Genomic DNA, 15,496 nt, shown 5'->3' on the forward strand with positions numbered 1-15,496 from the left:
AATCAACTCAGTTTGACTCGCCCCTTCTTCCTTTTTATCAAACAACAGGCGTTATCGTGCCTGTTCCCTGTATTGGTTTTTACCCAGTTGGGCATTTCGCACTTTTTTACGGGCTTTATTTGCAGGTACGATTTCATGTTAATAGGATGTATAATTATCCAGGTTGTTTTGTTCGTTTTAAAAATTGAAACCGGGGATGAAGTGATCGTGATTTGCGTATTTCACTTATTGGGGCTTATGATGGAACTATTTAAAGTACATATTGGTTCATGGACTTATCCTGAATATGCACTCACCAAATTCTTTGGAGTGCCCTTATACAGCGGTTTTATGTATGCAAGTGTTGCAAGCTATATGTGCCAGGCATGGCGAAGATTTAACTTAAAACTGTACAATTGGCCAAAACATTGGGTAGCGAGAATAATTGGTGCTTTAATTTATCTTAATTTCTTCAGCAATCATTTTATTGCGGATATGCGCTACTGGATAGGCCTGTTTATTATTTTCTTTTTCAGAAAAGCTATGGTGAAGTTTTATATCGAAAACAAAGCGTATAAAATGCCTGTGATCCTTTCATTTCTATTGATCGGCTTTTTTATATGGCTCGCCGAAAACGTTGCCACAAGGCTTGGTGCATGGAAATATGCCTATCAGCATAAAACCTGGGCCATGGTAGATTATCAAAAAATAAGTTCGTGGGCATTTTTGGTTATTGTTAGCTTTATTATCATAACCGAACTAAAAGCCCTAAAAAGCAAGATAGATAAGCCAGAAAAAGAGCACTCCCGGGCCTTTGAATAAGTGTTAAAAAATAATACCTGGCATAAGCAGCCATGTATAAAACATTGGACAAGCTTAAGCCAGGTACGATTGTATCATTAACCTTTATAGAGGCAATGAATTAGCAGACTACCAGCCAGAGCCTTTTTTAGCGTTACCGTTTTTTATGTGTTCTTCAGCTGTTGATTTACCCATAATTGCGGCCATTTTGTTACCGGCACTGTCTTTTCCTGTTGCAATGTATCTTCCTGATTTAATGTCAATAACAGGATCGATCATTGGTACATTTTTAGTTTTTGTTTTTACTGAATACGCAGTAATGCCATTTGTTGTTGCCATGATAAGTTTTGTTTTTTTTTGATTAAACCCTTGTTAGGGCATTTTGTTTTTAAATAGGTTTTATAAGCGATATCTATACATATCACGATGCCAAGTTATATAATTATGCTTAACAAACAAATTTAACTTAGGTTGAGTTCATTAATAGTTATTAACAATATGTAAACCCATTATTAATCCTTGTTTTGTTTAAACAATTAAATTTGCTTAACGGGTGTTCAATGTTGAGCTGATTTTCTTAATATTGAACAGACTTTTAAGTAAAACACAATCAACATTATGAAAAACAGAGATTCAAGCATCCTGTATTTATTGTTAGGCATATATGCATTAATGGTAAACTGGTACTATAACCACAACCTTATACTACTACTAATCAGCTACATATTCTGGCCGTTGTACCTTATTTACGAGTTGCTGACCGGTAATCTTTCTCATGGTATGTGGAAAGAGATCCCGCTATCTTATTTTAGATAAAAGGTGGTAAAAACACACTTGTTTGCAAGGGAAAAACGTAGCTCAATAATGTTAATAAACATGGCCGGCGAACAGCCAATTGTTAAAAAATGTAAAAAACGAAATACTTTATATTAAATTTAGCTAAAAGTCGTTCCTTTGCTAAATAATCATATATGAAGAAAATTTCACTTATTGCTATTTTGTTATCGGGCATTTTATTTCTGGAAAACTGTAAAAAAGATACAGTTAGTGCTATTTCCACCTCAACATCTTTAATGATAGCTAATATAAAAGACAGTACCTGGTATACCGATACTGTTACCTCAACGTTAACATTTAACTCAGCAGCCAATACCAAAACCTTTACATGCGAAGGAACTGCTTTTAACAAGCGGATAACTATCTCTCTTACTAAAAGTACATCCATTAACTCAAGCGGTTTCCCTTTAGGCACCTATACAGTTGATGCTACACCAAATCTGCAGCTTGCATTTTTAACACCTCAAAGAAACTCGCAGGGTAATGTGGTATATACTCCAAATGGTGTAGTCGCATCCGGCTCTGGTACTGTGGTTGTTTCGGCGATTGATTCTGTAAAGAACCAGATAACCGGAACATTTAACTTTACAACGCTTGTAAATAACTATGACAATAACGGGAATATAATTTCTGTAACCGTGGCAGCTGTAAGTGGTGGTGGATTTAACAGCATGCCTTATACTTTTTCTGTTAAATAACGCTGTCTGTTCAAGTTTCACTTTAAAACATTACAAGCATGAGAGCGTTGGCTGTCATGCTTTTCTTTTTCACGGCTTTTTAGCACCGTCAAAAACACTTATTTTAAGAATCATTACCTTTGCAAAAATTTAACTGAATGCCGCAAAAAAATAAAGCTGTTTTTTTAGATCGTGATGGTGTGCTGAACCAGGAAATGGGCGACTATGTACGCCGGTTTGAAGATTTCCATATCCTTAATAATTTTGATGCCTTAAAAACCCTCCAGAATAAGGGGTATTTATTATTGGTGGCTACCAACCAGGGCGGCCTTGCTAAAGGCTGGTACACAGAAGATGAACTGGCTAAAATGCATAACAGCTTAAAGGAAACCTACCATGTGCATGGTGTTGAACTAACCGACTTTTTTTATTGTCCGCATCATCCTGATTTTACCGGGGATTGTGATTGCCGCAAGCCTAAACCAGGCTTATTATTACAGGGGATTGAGAAATACAACCTGGACCCGGCAAAATCATACTTTATTGGCGACAGGGAACGTGATGTAATTGCTGGCACAGCAGCTGGAGTAAAAGGCATTTTAATTAACAGCGACCAGCCTATCAGCGAAATACTGGATTTGATTGATTAAGGTTAGAGATCAGAGGCTGGAGATTAGAGATTAGTTTTTAAAAACCCAGATAAATTTTAAATAATCAAAACAACATTGCAACTTTAAAACTTTCCAACCCTACAACTATATAAGCAAAACATGTCCCTAAAACGCTATTTAAATAATCTTGATTCATTAATAGCTGCCATTATTGGTTTTTATGTTATTTATCTGTTTACTGCTTATAGCGGGGTGGGCATTTCGCCCGACTCAATAATGTACGCAAGTACGGCAACCAATATACAGGCACATGGTTCATTGTTGACATTTAACAAAGGGCCGCTTGTATTCTTTCCGGTGTTTTACCCTTTTTTCCTGGCTGTTATCCAGTTTATTTCACGGGTTGACCCTATCGAAGGCGGAGCAATGATCAATGCTTCCTTATTTGCCGCTGTAATATTCACCAGCGGCTGGATAATGGAAAAATTCATTTCACATTCCCGAATTTATAAATGGCTGATACTTATAGCTATCATTTTAAGTCCGGGATTGCTGGAGATCTATACTTTCCTGTGGTCTGAAACCTTATTTATTTTTGAGATCCTGCTCTTCATTATTGCTTATTGGAAATACCTGCAAACACATAGCACCAAAGCTTTAATATGGGTTGCGGTTATTACCGCTATTAGCTGCATTACCCGTTATGCCGGCGTAACAGTTGTAGGTGCGGGCGGGTTGATGTTATTGCTGGATAATAAACTGACCATTAAAAAGAAGATTAGCCATATTTTAATATTTGGTTTTGTTTCCGTTTCACTGCTTGCTGGCAATTTGGTACTGAACAGGATAAATTCGGGCTTAAGTACCGGTACGAGGTATCCTTCAATCACTCCTTTCATTGATAACCTGTACTATTTTGGTACCGTAATTTGCGACTGGGGCAGTTTAAGCAAAACAGCATATCCCTTTGCACCTGTTATTACTTCGGTAGTTTTGCTGGCTTTAGTTGGTACTTTGCTTTGGAAGGCTTTTAAAGGCCGCATAAACAGTTATGAAAACATTGTAATTGCATTTGCCGTTGTATACGGGCTTTTTATAGTGATCTCGGCAAGTATTTCCCGCTATGAGCGCATCAATAGCCGCCTGCTCTCGCCAATGTTTATTCCACTGCTTATATCGTGTACCAGTTGGGTTCCTGACGTTTTAATACTGATAAGGTCAAAAGCTAAATATGCGTTGGCAGCGGTTGCCATTATTTTAATGCTGGCCTTTGAATATTCAACGGTTTTAACTGATTACCAGCGATATGATGATGAGCGCGATTACGGCGTACCCGGCTATAGTGATGACGACTGGAATAAATCGGAATTTATAGTGTACTTAAGACATCATAAAAACCTATTTAAGCCCGGCATCCCGATATACACAGACGCTGATGAGGCCGTTTACTTGTTTACCCGGATGTCATCTACCGTAATTCCGCATAAGGAGCCCAAAGCTGCTGTTCAAAAATTTTATGCGCAAAAACGTTTTTATCTAATCTGGTTTGATAACCTGTATAATACCGAGTTGATAAACCTGCCGGATATTATGAAGAATAAAAAACTGGTTCAGATTGGTGGTGCTAAAGAAGGTCGGATATTTTTGTGCGAGGAGAAATAGCCGGGTTAGCAAATTATAATTCAACGCCAGTCCTTCGGGAGACGCAATACATTGCGTCTCCCGAAGGACTGGCAAACCGCTACAAATTAAAGACTTGCACCACGGGAGACGCGAAGCATCGCGTCTCTCTACGGCGTAAAATCCAATATGATGAAACGAAGAAGATTCATACAAAATGCAGGCCTATTAGGCATCGCCCCGTTGGTAACTTCTTCGTTTGTCGCGGAAGCCTCTGAAATAAATCTTTCTAAAGGAAATACCCGGAAATTATGGTTAAGCTATCTTGAAAAATTAGCTGATCCAGTATTAACGGCGCTGGCTTCTGATCAGCTTAAAGAAAAAATGCCGGTTGAGGCAAAAGAACCCTCGTTGGTTAGCGAGAGAGCAAAATATACGCATCTTGAAGCTTTTGGGCGTTTACTAGCCGGAATCGCACCCTTTCTACAATTGGAGCAGCTAAATGCATCGGAAAAACAATTACAAACTAAATATTTCAAACTTGCCTTAAAGGGGATTGAAAATACCACAAACCCCGTTGCAAAAGATTATATGAATTGGGGCGATGAAGGCGGCCAACCATTGGTTGATGCTTCATTTTTTGCTTATGCACTTATCCGTTGCCCTAAGTTATGGGCAGGCCTTGATAAGAAAATACAAAAAAATGTAATTACTTGCCTGTTAAAAACCCGTAAAATAAAACCGGGTGAAAATAACTGGCTATTATTTGCAGCCATGATCGAGGCGTTTTTTATCAGCATAAATGAGCCTTTTGAGATAACAAAAATAGATTACGCCATAAGTAAACACCAGGAATGGTATAAAGGTGATGGTATGTATGGCGATGGTGCAGAATTTCATTGGGACTATTACAACAGCTTTGTGATCCACCCCTACCTGTATGATGTTTTGAAGATAGTATCTGTTAAAAATGCGGCGTTTGAAACCATTAGGCAGCGGGTTTTAAAACATAATTTACGGTATACAATTATCCAGGAACGTTTAATAGCAGCCGATGGCAGTTATCCGCCAATTGGCCGGTCAATAACTTATCGTACAGGTGCTTTCCATCATTTGGCAAATATGGCCTATCATCATCAATTGCCTGAACACCTTAACCCGGCACAGGTAAGGTGCGCCTTAACTGCAGTTATTAAAAAGGTAACTGACGCCAAAGATGTGTTTGATAATAACGGCTGGCTGCGAATTGGCTTGTATGGACACCAGCCATCATTAGCTGAGGTTTATATTTCAACAGGCAGTTTATACTTATGCTCTGCTATATTATTACCTTTGGGCCTGCCCGAATCCGATCCTTTTTGGAGTGCACCTGATGAAGACTGGACAGCTAAAAAAGTTTGGAACGGGGTTGATTTACCTGCTGATCACAGTGTATGATTTAGGATGCATTAGGCCGGAATTAAATTTTGCCGGGGTAACTAATCAATAAGCAAATCGAAATTTAATTTTGATTTAACAAATCGTTCCCTATATTTGCAGCGCTCATCTATAGTCTTACTATACAAAAAAATGAACGGTTATACATTATATCATTTGCATCTGCACCATCACCACCATGTGGTGATTAGATAAATGTATGTTTCTACGTGAAATAACAACCCTCCGTTTATATTTTTATTATAGTTCCTTAAAATCATTCAGTGAAAACACTTAAAATAGCGATCCAGAAATCGGGTCGGCTCAACGAAAAATCCGTTGAATTATTGAAAAACTGCGGCCTTAATTTTGAAAATTACAAGAGCTCGCTTATCTCTCAAGTTTCTAACTTCCCGCTTGAAATTCTTTTTCTTCGTGATGACGATATCCCCGAATATGTTCAGGACGGCATCGCCGATCTGGGTATTGTTGGCGAAAACGTGATCCAGGAAACCGAGGTTAAAGTTAGCTATCTGCAACGCCTTGGCTTTGGCAAATGCTCGCTTAAAATAGCTGTGCCAAACACTAACGACATTCAAAGTCTTGCTGACTTGAATGGCAAATCCATTGCTACTACTTACCCTGTAATACTTGGCAAATTTTTAAAGGAAAACGGAATAACTTCTGAGATCCGCACCATTTCAGGCTCTGTAGAAATTTCACCGGGCCTTGGGTTAAGCGATGCCATTTGCGATCTTGTATCAACAGGAGGAACGCTTAAAAGCAATGGATTAAAACCATTTGCCGATGTAATGTCATCAGAAGCAATGTTGATCGGGCGAAAAGGAAGTGAAGATGAAGACCTTGTACAGGAGTTAATTCAACGCATTCAATCGGTATTAAGAGCTAAAGAGACCAAATACGTAGTTTTGAACGTTCTAAAAGACAATTTGCCTAATGTTATTGCTTTATTACCGGGCGTTAAAAGCCCGTCAGTAGTGCCATTAGCCGAAGAAAACTGGGTTGCTGTGCACACCGTTATCCCCGAACGTGATTTTTGGGACAGGATAAGCCAGCTAAAACAAGCCGGCGCACAGGGGATTGTGGTAATGCCGATTGAGAAGATTATTTTATAGTTGGCAGTTAGCAGTATGCAGTTGACAGTATTAGTCGGCGGCAAAGACTGCAAACGGTCCGCTCCAAACTGTGAGCTAAAATGAAACAATATAATTATTCAGATTTAAACAAATCCGACATCCAAAAGCTGGTTCAACGCAATGTTGACCCAGCTAATGAGATTAGGGCAATAGTTGAAGATGTTATTGCTCATGTTCAGCAAAATGGCGATAGCGCGCTGCTTGATTATGCTTTGAAGTTTGATAAAGTTGAACTGGATAAGCTGTATCTGGACAAAGATGAGCTAATAGAAATTGCAGCTACAGTTACAGCTGAGCAGAAAGCCGCGCTTGAAGTTGCCTACAACAATATCTACAAATTTCACAAAACACAGCTTAAAACGGAAGATAAGGTTGAAACCATGCCGGGCGTAACCTGCTGGCGCGAATTAAGGCCGATTGAAAAGGTTGGCCTGTATATTCCGGGAGGATCGGCTGTTTTGCCAAGCACCTTTTTAATGCTTGGGATCCCGGCACAAATAGCCGGATGCCATGAAATTGTGGTTTGTTCACCTCCGCAAAAAAACGGGAAGGTAAATGCGTTTATAGCTTATGTGGCATTGCTGCTGGGTATTGATAAAATATTTTTGGCAGGTGGCTCACAGGCAATTGCCGCAATGGCTTACGGAACTGAAACCATTACAAAGGTTGACAAGATCTTCGGGCCGGGAAACCAGTTTGTTACCAAGGCTAAAACTATCATCCAGTCAACCACTACCACCGCTATTGATATGCCTGCTGGCCCATCAGAAGTATTGGTTATTGCTGATGAAACAGCCAACCCGGTTTATGTGGCGGCCGATCTTTTGGCGCAGGCAGAACACGGAATGGATAGTCAGTCGATATTGGTTTGTACATCAAGTAAAATAGCCAATGAGGTTTCAGCAGAACTTGATAAGCAACTGCCGGTGTTGCCCCGTGCCGAAATTGCTAAAGTAGCACTGGAAAACTCATATGTTGTGGTAACAAATGATCTTACTGAAGCAATGAGTTTTAGCAATCAATATGCACCCGAGCACCTGATATTAGCCACCGAAAACTGGCAATCAATAACTGCGGGCATCATCAATGCCGGCTCGGTTTTCCTTGGAAATTTAACGCCAGAAAGTGTTGGTGACTATGCTTCAGGAACAAATCATACACTTCCAACAAGCTCTTATGCAAGAGCCTATTCAGGGGTATCTGTTGATTCGTTTGTGAAGAAGATCACCTTTCAGCATATAACACCCGAGGGCATTCAGAATATTGGGCCATCTGTTGAGATATTGGCAGAATTGGAGAGTTTGCATGCGCATAAGAATGCAGTAACGGTGAGAATGAAGTAATAATAAGATTGTCATTGCGAGCGACAGCGTGGCAATCGCGAACTATGCATCACCGCCACACATAGTTCGCGATTGCTTCGTACCTCGCAATGACAAACAAAAAGATTTAAAGAAAATGTTCAGTATAAATAACTTATTAAGAGAAAACATAAAGAACCTAACCCCCTACTCATCCGCACGGGATGAATACCAGGGGGAAGCAAGTGTTTTTTTGGATGCAAATGAAAATGCATATGGCTCACCATTAGAGCAGACATATAACCGTTATCCCGATCCTTTACAGTTTGAAGTTAAAAAGCGTTTGAGCGAAATTAAAGGCGTACCTCCCCGTAACATATTTTTGGGCAATGGCAGCGATGAGGCAATTGATATCCTGTTCCGGAGCTTTTGTAACCCGGGTGTGGATAATGTGATCCTGGTGCCTCCTACTTACGGCATGTACCAGGTGTCGGCCAATATAAATGATATTGAGGTAAAGAATATTCCGCTTACGGATGAGTTTCAGCTAAATCTTGACGGCATAGCCGAGGCTATTGACAATAATACCAAGCTGATTTTTATCTGCTCGCCCAATAACCCTACCGGTAATTCAATAGACCGTGCGGATGTGGAAACATTACTGGCGAATTTTAACGGTATTGTGGTAGTTGATGAGGCGTATATAAACTTCAGCCGCCAAAAAACCTTTATCCAGGAGTTAACTGAATATGCCAACCTTGTAGTTTTACAAACGCTTTCAAAAGCATGGGGCCTTGCCGGTTTACGTGTAGGGATGGCATTTGCAAGTGAAGAAATTATTGAGGTAATGAACAAAGTTAAACCGCCTTATAACGTTAACGAAGCATCACAACAACTAGCCTTGCAAGCACTGGCAAATGTAGACCTGGTAAACCTTTGGATAAAAGAAACATTACAGCAAAGGGATCAACTGGTTTTAAGTTTAAAGAACTTTGATTTTGTGGTAGATATCTATCCTTCTGATGCTAACTTTATCCTGGTTAAAACCACTGATGCCAATGGAATCTATAACTTTTTAGTTAAACAAGGGATCATCGTACGCAATCGTTCAAAGGTTGAATTGTGCGAAGGTTGCCTGCGTATTACAGTTGGCACTCCTGACGAAAATAATATTTTACTCCAAAATTTACAAAACTTTAAATGAGCAAGCTGCAAAAAATACTATTTATTGACCGCGATGGTACCATTATAAAAGAAACATCGGATGAGCAAATAGACTCATTTGCCAAGCTGGAATTTTATCCCGGCGCTTTGCAATACCTGCCAAAAATTGCAAAAGAGCTGGATTATGAATTAGTAATGGTTACCAACCAGGATGGTTTAGGAACAGCTTCTTACCCGGAAGACACCTTTCATCCGGTGCAAAACTTTATTTTAAAAACCCTGGAGAATGAAGGGGTTATATTTTCAAACATTTGTGTTGACCGTACCTTTCCGGCAGAGAACGCCCCTACCCGTAAACCGGGAATCGGGATGCTTATTCAGTATCTTAATGCCGAAAAATATGATCTGAAAAGTTCATTTACCATTGGCGACCGTAAGAATGATGTATTACTTGGTCATAATTTGGGCTCAAAAGCTATCTGGTTAAATGACAATTCAAATTTAGGAAGCCATGAATTTAGCGGAAAGGCTGAAGAAGACGCTGTAAAAAGCACGGTTACCCTTGAAACTACCGACTGGCAAAAGATCTACGAATTTTTAAAGCTGGGTGAGCGTGTTATTGAACACCGCCGCAGCACTAAAGAAACTGATATCTATATAAAAATAAATCTTGATGGTACCGGCGAGGCTAAAGTATCAACCGGTGTTCATTTTTTTGATCATATGCTTGATCAGATTGCACGTCACGGAAGTATTGATTTAGAGGTTGTTGCCAATGGCGATCTGCACATTGATGAGCACCATACTATTGAGGATACCGGCATTGCCCTTGGCGAAGTTTTTGCTTTAGCCTTAGGAAATAAAAAAGGCATTGAGCGTTATGGCTTTTGCCTGCCAATGGACGACTGCCTGGCACAGGTAGCCATTGATTTTGGCGGCAGAAACTGGATTGTATGGGATGCTGAATTTAAAAGAGAGAAGATCGGCGAAATGCCTACAGAAATGTTCTTCCACTTTTTTAAATCGTTCAGTGATGCTGCTAAAGCCAACCTGAACATAAAAGCCGAAGGTGACAACGAACACCATAAAATTGAGGCTATATTTAAAGCGTTCGCAAAAGCAATAAAAATGGCGGTAAAAAGAGATGTGAATAATATGGTTTTACCGTCGACTAAAGGACTATTATAGAAACAAGAAGTCAAGATGCAAGAGTCAGGAAGGAAAAGAAAATCTTGATTCCTGACTCTTGATTTCTTAACTCTCTAAAATATAATACATGATTGGAATAATAACTTACGGTGCCGGGAACATATTCTCATTAACAGCAGCTTTAGAGCGGTTGGGGATTCCTTATGGAATGATCAATAAGGAACAAGATTTTGAACAGTTTGACCGTTATATTATTCCGGGTGTAGGGCATGCCGGAGCAGCTATGAATAAATTGGAGCAAACAGGCCTCGTTCCTAAAATAAAATCGCTTACCAAGCCAGTATTGGGCATTTGTGTAGGAATGCAGTTACTTACCTCCTATTCAGAAGAAGGCGATTCAAAACTCCTCGGTTTGTTCCCTATCAATACTCTTAAGTTTGCAGCCAATCCAGATCATAAAGTACCCCATACCGGGTGGAACCAGGTTTCCCCGGAGAAGGAAAATGCACTTTTTGAAAATATTCCTAACGGTTCACATTTTTACTTTGTACATTCATACTTTATTGAGTATAATATTGACTATACTTTATCATCAACGACTTACGGCAACAAGTTTTCGGCATCAATTATGCGGGATAATTTCTATGGAGTACAATTCCATCCCGAAAAATCCGGCGCATATGGTGAAACCTTACTAAAAAACTTCTCAAAAATTTAAAACCATGTACATTATTCCTGCAATTGATATTTTGAACAAAAAGGTGGTGCGTTTACGTGAAGGCGACTACCAACAAGTAACAGAATATGATGTTTCCTTAGAGGAAATGATAGAAAAATATCAATCAAACGGTACTAACTTCATTCACATTATTGACCTTAACGGTGCAAAAAACGATTTCTCTAACCAGGAATATCTTTTTAATGTGATTCGTAAAACAGACATGAAAGTTCAGTATGGCGGCGGGATCCGCAGTATTGATAAGGTTAAAGAGTTGATAGATTCAGGCGTTCACCGCGTTATTGTGGGCACACAGGCGCTTACCAATCCATTATTCTTAACAGAGCTAAGCAATGAGATCTGCGGGAAAGACAAATGCTCAGACCAGGTGGTTATTGCCATTGATGTATTGGATGAGGTAATTAAATATTCCGGGTGGATGGAAAGCTCGCCTATTAAACTGATGGATTATGTTGATAAATGCCTTCAGCTTGGCTTTTTTCGGTTTTTGTGTACCGATATTGATAAAGACGGCAAACTGGGCGGCGCAGGTATTAAGCTTTATGAAAAACTGCTTGACCACTCCCCTTTTATTAAATTGATCGCATCTGGTGGCGTAAGCTCCATGAAAGATATTGAACAGCTTAGCAATATTAAAGTTGAATCGTGCGTGGTTGGAAAAGCCATTTATGAGGGCCACATTACTGTTGAGGATGTGAAAGAATGGAATCTTTCATCGTTGATATCGATATAGGGCCCCCTAACCCCCTAAAGGGGGAACAATAGTCCAATAAAAAAATATTTAATCGCTCGAAAACTATTGAACACAATTACACAAACTCTTCGCTCCCCCTTTAGGGGGCCGGGGGGCCTCACAAAGCGAATTATCCCCTGCCTTGACGTTAAGGATGGGCGCACCGTAAAAGGTGTGAACTTTGTTGACCTGCGCGATGCCGGCGACCCGGTTGAGCTTGCCTGGAACTATTCGCAGCAAGGTGCTGACGAGCTGGTGTTCCTTGATATTACAGCTACGGTTGAGCGCCGTAAAACGATGGTTGAGCTTGTTAAGGCAGTTGCAAGGCAAATAAATATCCCCTTCACCATTGGCGGAGGAATTAATGAAATTGCTGATGCTGACGCGCTTTTAAATGCCGGGGCAGATAAGATCTCCATTAATTCGGCGGCTGTTCGTAACCCTGCTTTAATTGATGAGTTGGCCAAAGCATTTGGCGTTCAGTTTGTAGTTATTGCTGTTGATACAAGGCTGATAGATGGTAAAAATATTGTGCACTTAAATGGTGGAAGGCTGCCAACTGAAAAAGAAACTTTGGATTGGATTTTGGAAGCCGAAAGTCGGGGTGCAGGTGAGATCCTGTTAACTTCTATGGATCATGATGGTACCAAAGCAGGGTTTGACAATTATTTATTGAAACAGGTTAATAATGCGGTTAACATCCCGGTAATTGCATCAGGTGGGGCGGGTTCAGTACAACATTTTGTTGATGTATTTGAACAAAGCAATGTTGATGCGGCATTAGCTGCATCAGTTTTCCACTATGGTGAGATCTTGATTCCGGATTTGAAAAGGGTGTTAAAACAGCATAATATTGAGGTAAGGGAAGTATAGTTCCACTCCCACCAACTCCTGTTGGCTGTGTCCTCACAGTCAACATCTATTTAAACAAAAGTATGCTGCCCGGGAGGACACAGGCAGCGGGATGAAGATATGAACATCGATTTCAATAAAACAGACGGGCTGGTACCGGTTATTATACAGGATGAGCAAACCCTTGAGGTGCTGATGCTTGGTTATATGAACCAGGAAGCTTATGATAAAACCGTGCAGGAAAATATAGTAACGTTCTTCTCCCGTTCAAAAAACAGGCTTTGGACAAAAGGCGAAGCCAGCAGTAACTTTCTGCATGTAAAAAGCATAGATCTTGATTGCGATAACGATACCCTGCTTATAAAGGTAAAAGCCGATGGCCCAACCTGCCATACCGGCTCACGCAGCTGCTTTAAAACCGAATACAACCAGAACTTTATATTGCAGTTAGAAGCCATAGTTGCCGACAGGTACGAAAACCCGCAGGAAGGCTCGTATATAAATAAGCTCCGTACAAAAGGCTTAAATAAAATAGCACAAAAAGTTGGTGAAGAAGGTGTTGAAACCGTTATTGCGGCTTTAGCTGAAACTGAGACAGATTTGATAAATGAATCGTCTGACCTTATTTTTCACCTGATCGTATTGCTTCGAGAAAAGGGTTTAACCCTGGAGCAGATAGCTAAAAATTTAGAGGGAAGACATAAGTAGTTGATAGATCATAGTTCATGGTTCATAGCCGAAAGTTGCAGTGGCTATGAACTATGAACCATCAACCATGAACTAAAAAAATGACTGTAGAAAAAACAGCTGAATTAACCGGACACGGCAATCCTATATTTACGCTTGAGCTTTCGCAAAAGCCGGGAATTTTGTTTACCGGTGGTAATGATAAAGGCTTGGTGGAATGGAGCCTGAAGGATAACACGTTTATAAAAGTGATGTTCCCGGTTTCAGCCTCCATATATACAATTCATGGCCCCGCTAATTTCCCGCTTTTATTTACCGGTTTGCGCAACGGCGATGTTTTGGTGTTCGATTTTATAAAACAGCAATTACTTACTCCGCTAAAACATCATCAAAAACCCATATTTGATATTAAATCTGTTAATCACAAGCAGGAATTATTGGTTGCTTCAGAAGATGGAACTGTGTCGATCTGGAGCCTTAAAACAATGGAGCTATTACACACTGTAAAAGTTTCGGATGATACAATAAGATGCATCAGCATATCTCCGGATGAAAAACAGGTTGCCTTTGGTTGCCGCAATAATCAGATCCATATTTACGACCTGGAAGAGTATACACTGCTTAAGACTTTACATGGGCATACTATGTCGGTTTTTTCCCTTCAATATTCACTGGATGGAAAGTACCTTGTATCAGGAGGGCGCGATGCACAGGTAAAAATATGGGATACTGCATCGTACAGTCTTTTAAAAAATATTCCGGCTCATTTATTTGCAGTAAACAGCATTGTTTTCCACCCCTCTCTTCCCTACTTTGCAACAGGCAGCATGGATAAAAGCGTTAAGATCTGGGGGGCAGATGATTTTAAACTGTACAAAATTATCAGCCGCGAAAAAGGATATGCAGGCCACCAGTTATCAATAAACAAACTTGCATGGAATGGCAATCAATTGCTATCTGTTAGTGATGATAAAAAAATAATTGTTTGGGATATTAATTTTGACAGCTAAAACACCCTTTTAATGGTAGTTAGCTTATGGGTATGTCGTCTTTGATCTTCAGAGTAAATACCTTTTTCGTCAATACTATCAATCTTAACCTTGCCGGAAGCATGGATGATCCGCTCATTATTTAGCATTATACCAACATGCACTATTTTCTTTTCGGCATTCTCAAAAAAGGCAAGATCACCTAGCTGGGCATCATGCAAAGTATTTATATCATACCCTTGCTCAACCTGCATACAGGCATCGCGCAATAAATTTACCCCCTGCGACCTGAATACTGCCTGTGTAAAGCCCGAGCAATCAATTCCAAAGTGCGTACGCCCACCCCATAAATAAGGTGCATTTAGAAAAGAGGTAGCGGTAACAGCCATATTTTCCGTTTCGCCAATTTCTCCTATTATTTCAAACTTTTCATCGCCTATCCGGCAGGTTGTGCCTTCTAAAAAAGAAAGCGAACTGCCCATTGGCAGGTACAGTATACTGTTATTGGTTATTTTCCAGGCCTGTGTTACAGCGCGATGGGTTATTGGAGGCGGCATTTGCTTAATTCTTTTGTAAGCAAGGTGACCAAGCATATTAAACTGCAATTGCCCTATCCAGCCGGAATAGTTATCAAAAGAGGTTATAATTTTAACCCAGTTATCCTTCCACTCGGTAATTTCAAATGTTTCACCAAATAAAACTTGTGACACCTGCTCACTTCTATCGTTAGCTTCGGCCCTTAGCGGGATAACAGAAAGATTACAGATACCGTATTCCATGTTGA

17 protein-coding genes are annotated in these 15,496 nt (G+C 40.0%); 15 read left to right on the plus strand and 2 right to left on the minus strand.

The annotated features are described in order from the left end of the window. The first annotated feature begins 12 nt into the window (after positions 1 to 12). A complete protein-coding gene (locus tag BUE31_RS04325) occupies positions 13 to 801 on the plus strand; it encodes a DUF817 domain-containing protein (protein WP_073400586.1) in 789 nt (262 codons plus the stop codon). Between the two features lie 108 nt (positions 802 to 909). Here the strand turns inward: BUE31_RS04325 and BUE31_RS04330 are convergent, their stop codons facing one another. Further along, positions 910 to 1,119, minus strand: a complete 210-nt coding sequence (locus BUE31_RS04330; protein WP_073400588.1) for a hypothetical protein — start codon at positions 1,117 to 1,119, stop codon at positions 910 to 912. Positions 1,120 to 1,398: 279 nt separating this feature from the next. Here BUE31_RS04330 and BUE31_RS30620 point away from each other — a divergent pair, with 279 nt between their 5' ends. The 14 genes from BUE31_RS30620 to BUE31_RS04395 all read left to right on the plus strand — a co-directional run bounded on the left by BUE31_RS30620 (position 1,399) and on the right by BUE31_RS04395 (position 14,733). Then, complete coding sequence (locus BUE31_RS30620; protein ID WP_143167017.1) at positions 1,399 to 1,596, plus strand: hypothetical protein; 198 nt, start codon at positions 1,399 to 1,401, stop codon at positions 1,594 to 1,596. Positions 1,597 to 1,751: 155 nt separating this feature from the next. Then, complete coding sequence (locus BUE31_RS04335) at positions 1,752 to 2,315, plus strand: DUF6252 family protein (protein ID WP_073400590.1); 564 nt, start codon at positions 1,752 to 1,754, stop codon at positions 2,313 to 2,315. Between the two features lie 137 nt (positions 2,316 to 2,452). Further along, complete coding sequence (locus BUE31_RS04340; protein ID WP_073400591.1) at positions 2,453 to 2,944, plus strand: D-glycero-alpha-D-manno-heptose-1,7-bisphosphate 7-phosphatase; 492 nt, start codon at positions 2,453 to 2,455, stop codon at positions 2,942 to 2,944. 120 nt (positions 2,945 to 3,064) lie between these two features. After that, on the plus strand, positions 3,065 to 4,567 hold the full coding sequence (locus BUE31_RS04345; protein ID WP_073400593.1) for a hypothetical protein: 1,503 nt from the start codon (positions 3,065 to 3,067) through the stop codon (positions 4,565 to 4,567). A 150-nt stretch (positions 4,568 to 4,717) separates the two neighbouring features. Then, on the plus strand, positions 4,718 to 5,962 hold the full coding sequence (locus BUE31_RS04350; RefSeq protein ID WP_073400594.1) for a DUF2264 domain-containing protein: 1,245 nt from the start codon (positions 4,718 to 4,720) through the stop codon (positions 5,960 to 5,962). A 263-nt stretch (positions 5,963 to 6,225) separates the two neighbouring features. Next, positions 6,226 to 7,077: an ATP phosphoribosyltransferase gene (hisG, locus tag BUE31_RS04355; protein ID WP_073400596.1), complete on the plus strand. Its 852-nt coding sequence runs from the start codon at positions 6,226 to 6,228 to the stop codon at positions 7,075 to 7,077. A gap of 80 nt (positions 7,078 to 7,157) precedes the next feature. Then, positions 7,158 to 8,441: a histidinol dehydrogenase gene (gene hisD / locus BUE31_RS04360; RefSeq protein WP_073400597.1), complete on the plus strand. Its 1,284-nt coding sequence runs from the start codon at positions 7,158 to 7,160 to the stop codon at positions 8,439 to 8,441. A gap of 115 nt (positions 8,442 to 8,556) precedes the next feature. Beyond that, positions 8,557 to 9,603 (plus strand): histidinol-phosphate transaminase, encoded by a 1,047-nt coding sequence (gene hisC, locus BUE31_RS04365; protein WP_073400599.1) that lies wholly within the window; start codon positions 8,557 to 8,559, stop codon positions 9,601 to 9,603. Then, positions 9,600 to 10,751 (plus strand): bifunctional histidinol-phosphatase/imidazoleglycerol-phosphate dehydratase HisB, encoded by a 1,152-nt coding sequence (hisB, locus tag BUE31_RS04370; RefSeq protein ID WP_143167018.1) that lies wholly within the window; start codon positions 9,600 to 9,602, stop codon positions 10,749 to 10,751. Before hisC ends, hisB begins: the two co-directional genes overlap by 4 nt. An 88-nt stretch (positions 10,752 to 10,839) precedes the next feature. Further along, positions 10,840 to 11,430 carry an imidazole glycerol phosphate synthase subunit HisH gene (gene hisH, locus BUE31_RS04375; protein ID WP_073400601.1) on the plus strand — a complete coding sequence of 197 codons (591 nt, stop codon included), beginning with the start codon at positions 10,840 to 10,842 and terminating at the stop codon, positions 11,428 to 11,430. 4 nt (positions 11,431 to 11,434) lie between these two features. Beyond that, positions 11,435 to 12,184: a 1-(5-phosphoribosyl)-5-[(5-phosphoribosylamino)methylideneamino]imidazole-4-carboxamide isomerase gene (locus BUE31_RS04380; protein ID WP_073400603.1), complete on the plus strand. Its 750-nt coding sequence runs from the start codon at positions 11,435 to 11,437 to the stop codon at positions 12,182 to 12,184. Between the two features lie 66 nt (positions 12,185 to 12,250). Continuing rightward, complete coding sequence (hisF, locus tag BUE31_RS04385) at positions 12,251 to 13,057, plus strand: imidazole glycerol phosphate synthase subunit HisF (protein ID WP_317042435.1); 807 nt, start codon at positions 12,251 to 12,253, stop codon at positions 13,055 to 13,057. A gap of 99 nt (positions 13,058 to 13,156) precedes the next feature. Then, positions 13,157 to 13,744: a bifunctional phosphoribosyl-AMP cyclohydrolase/phosphoribosyl-ATP diphosphatase HisIE gene (hisIE, locus tag BUE31_RS04390; RefSeq protein ID WP_073400605.1), complete on the plus strand. Its 588-nt coding sequence runs from the start codon at positions 13,157 to 13,159 to the stop codon at positions 13,742 to 13,744. 80 nt (positions 13,745 to 13,824) lie between these two features. Next, positions 13,825 to 14,733: a WD40 repeat domain-containing protein gene (locus BUE31_RS04395; protein WP_073400607.1), complete on the plus strand. Its 909-nt coding sequence runs from the start codon at positions 13,825 to 13,827 to the stop codon at positions 14,731 to 14,733. Here BUE31_RS04395 and BUE31_RS04400 read toward each other — a convergent pair. Next, complete coding sequence (locus BUE31_RS04400) at positions 14,730 to 15,491, minus strand: C40 family peptidase (protein ID WP_073400609.1); 762 nt, start codon at positions 15,489 to 15,491, stop codon at positions 14,730 to 14,732. The two genes, BUE31_RS04395 and BUE31_RS04400, sit on opposite strands and share 4 nt — an antisense overlap. Positions 15,492 to 15,496: the final 5 nt, after the last annotated feature.

Origin of the sequence: Mucilaginibacter sp. OK098 (assembly GCF_900142915.1) — a bacterium.
Taxonomy (GTDB): Bacteria; Bacteroidota; Bacteroidia; order Sphingobacteriales; family Sphingobacteriaceae; genus Mucilaginibacter.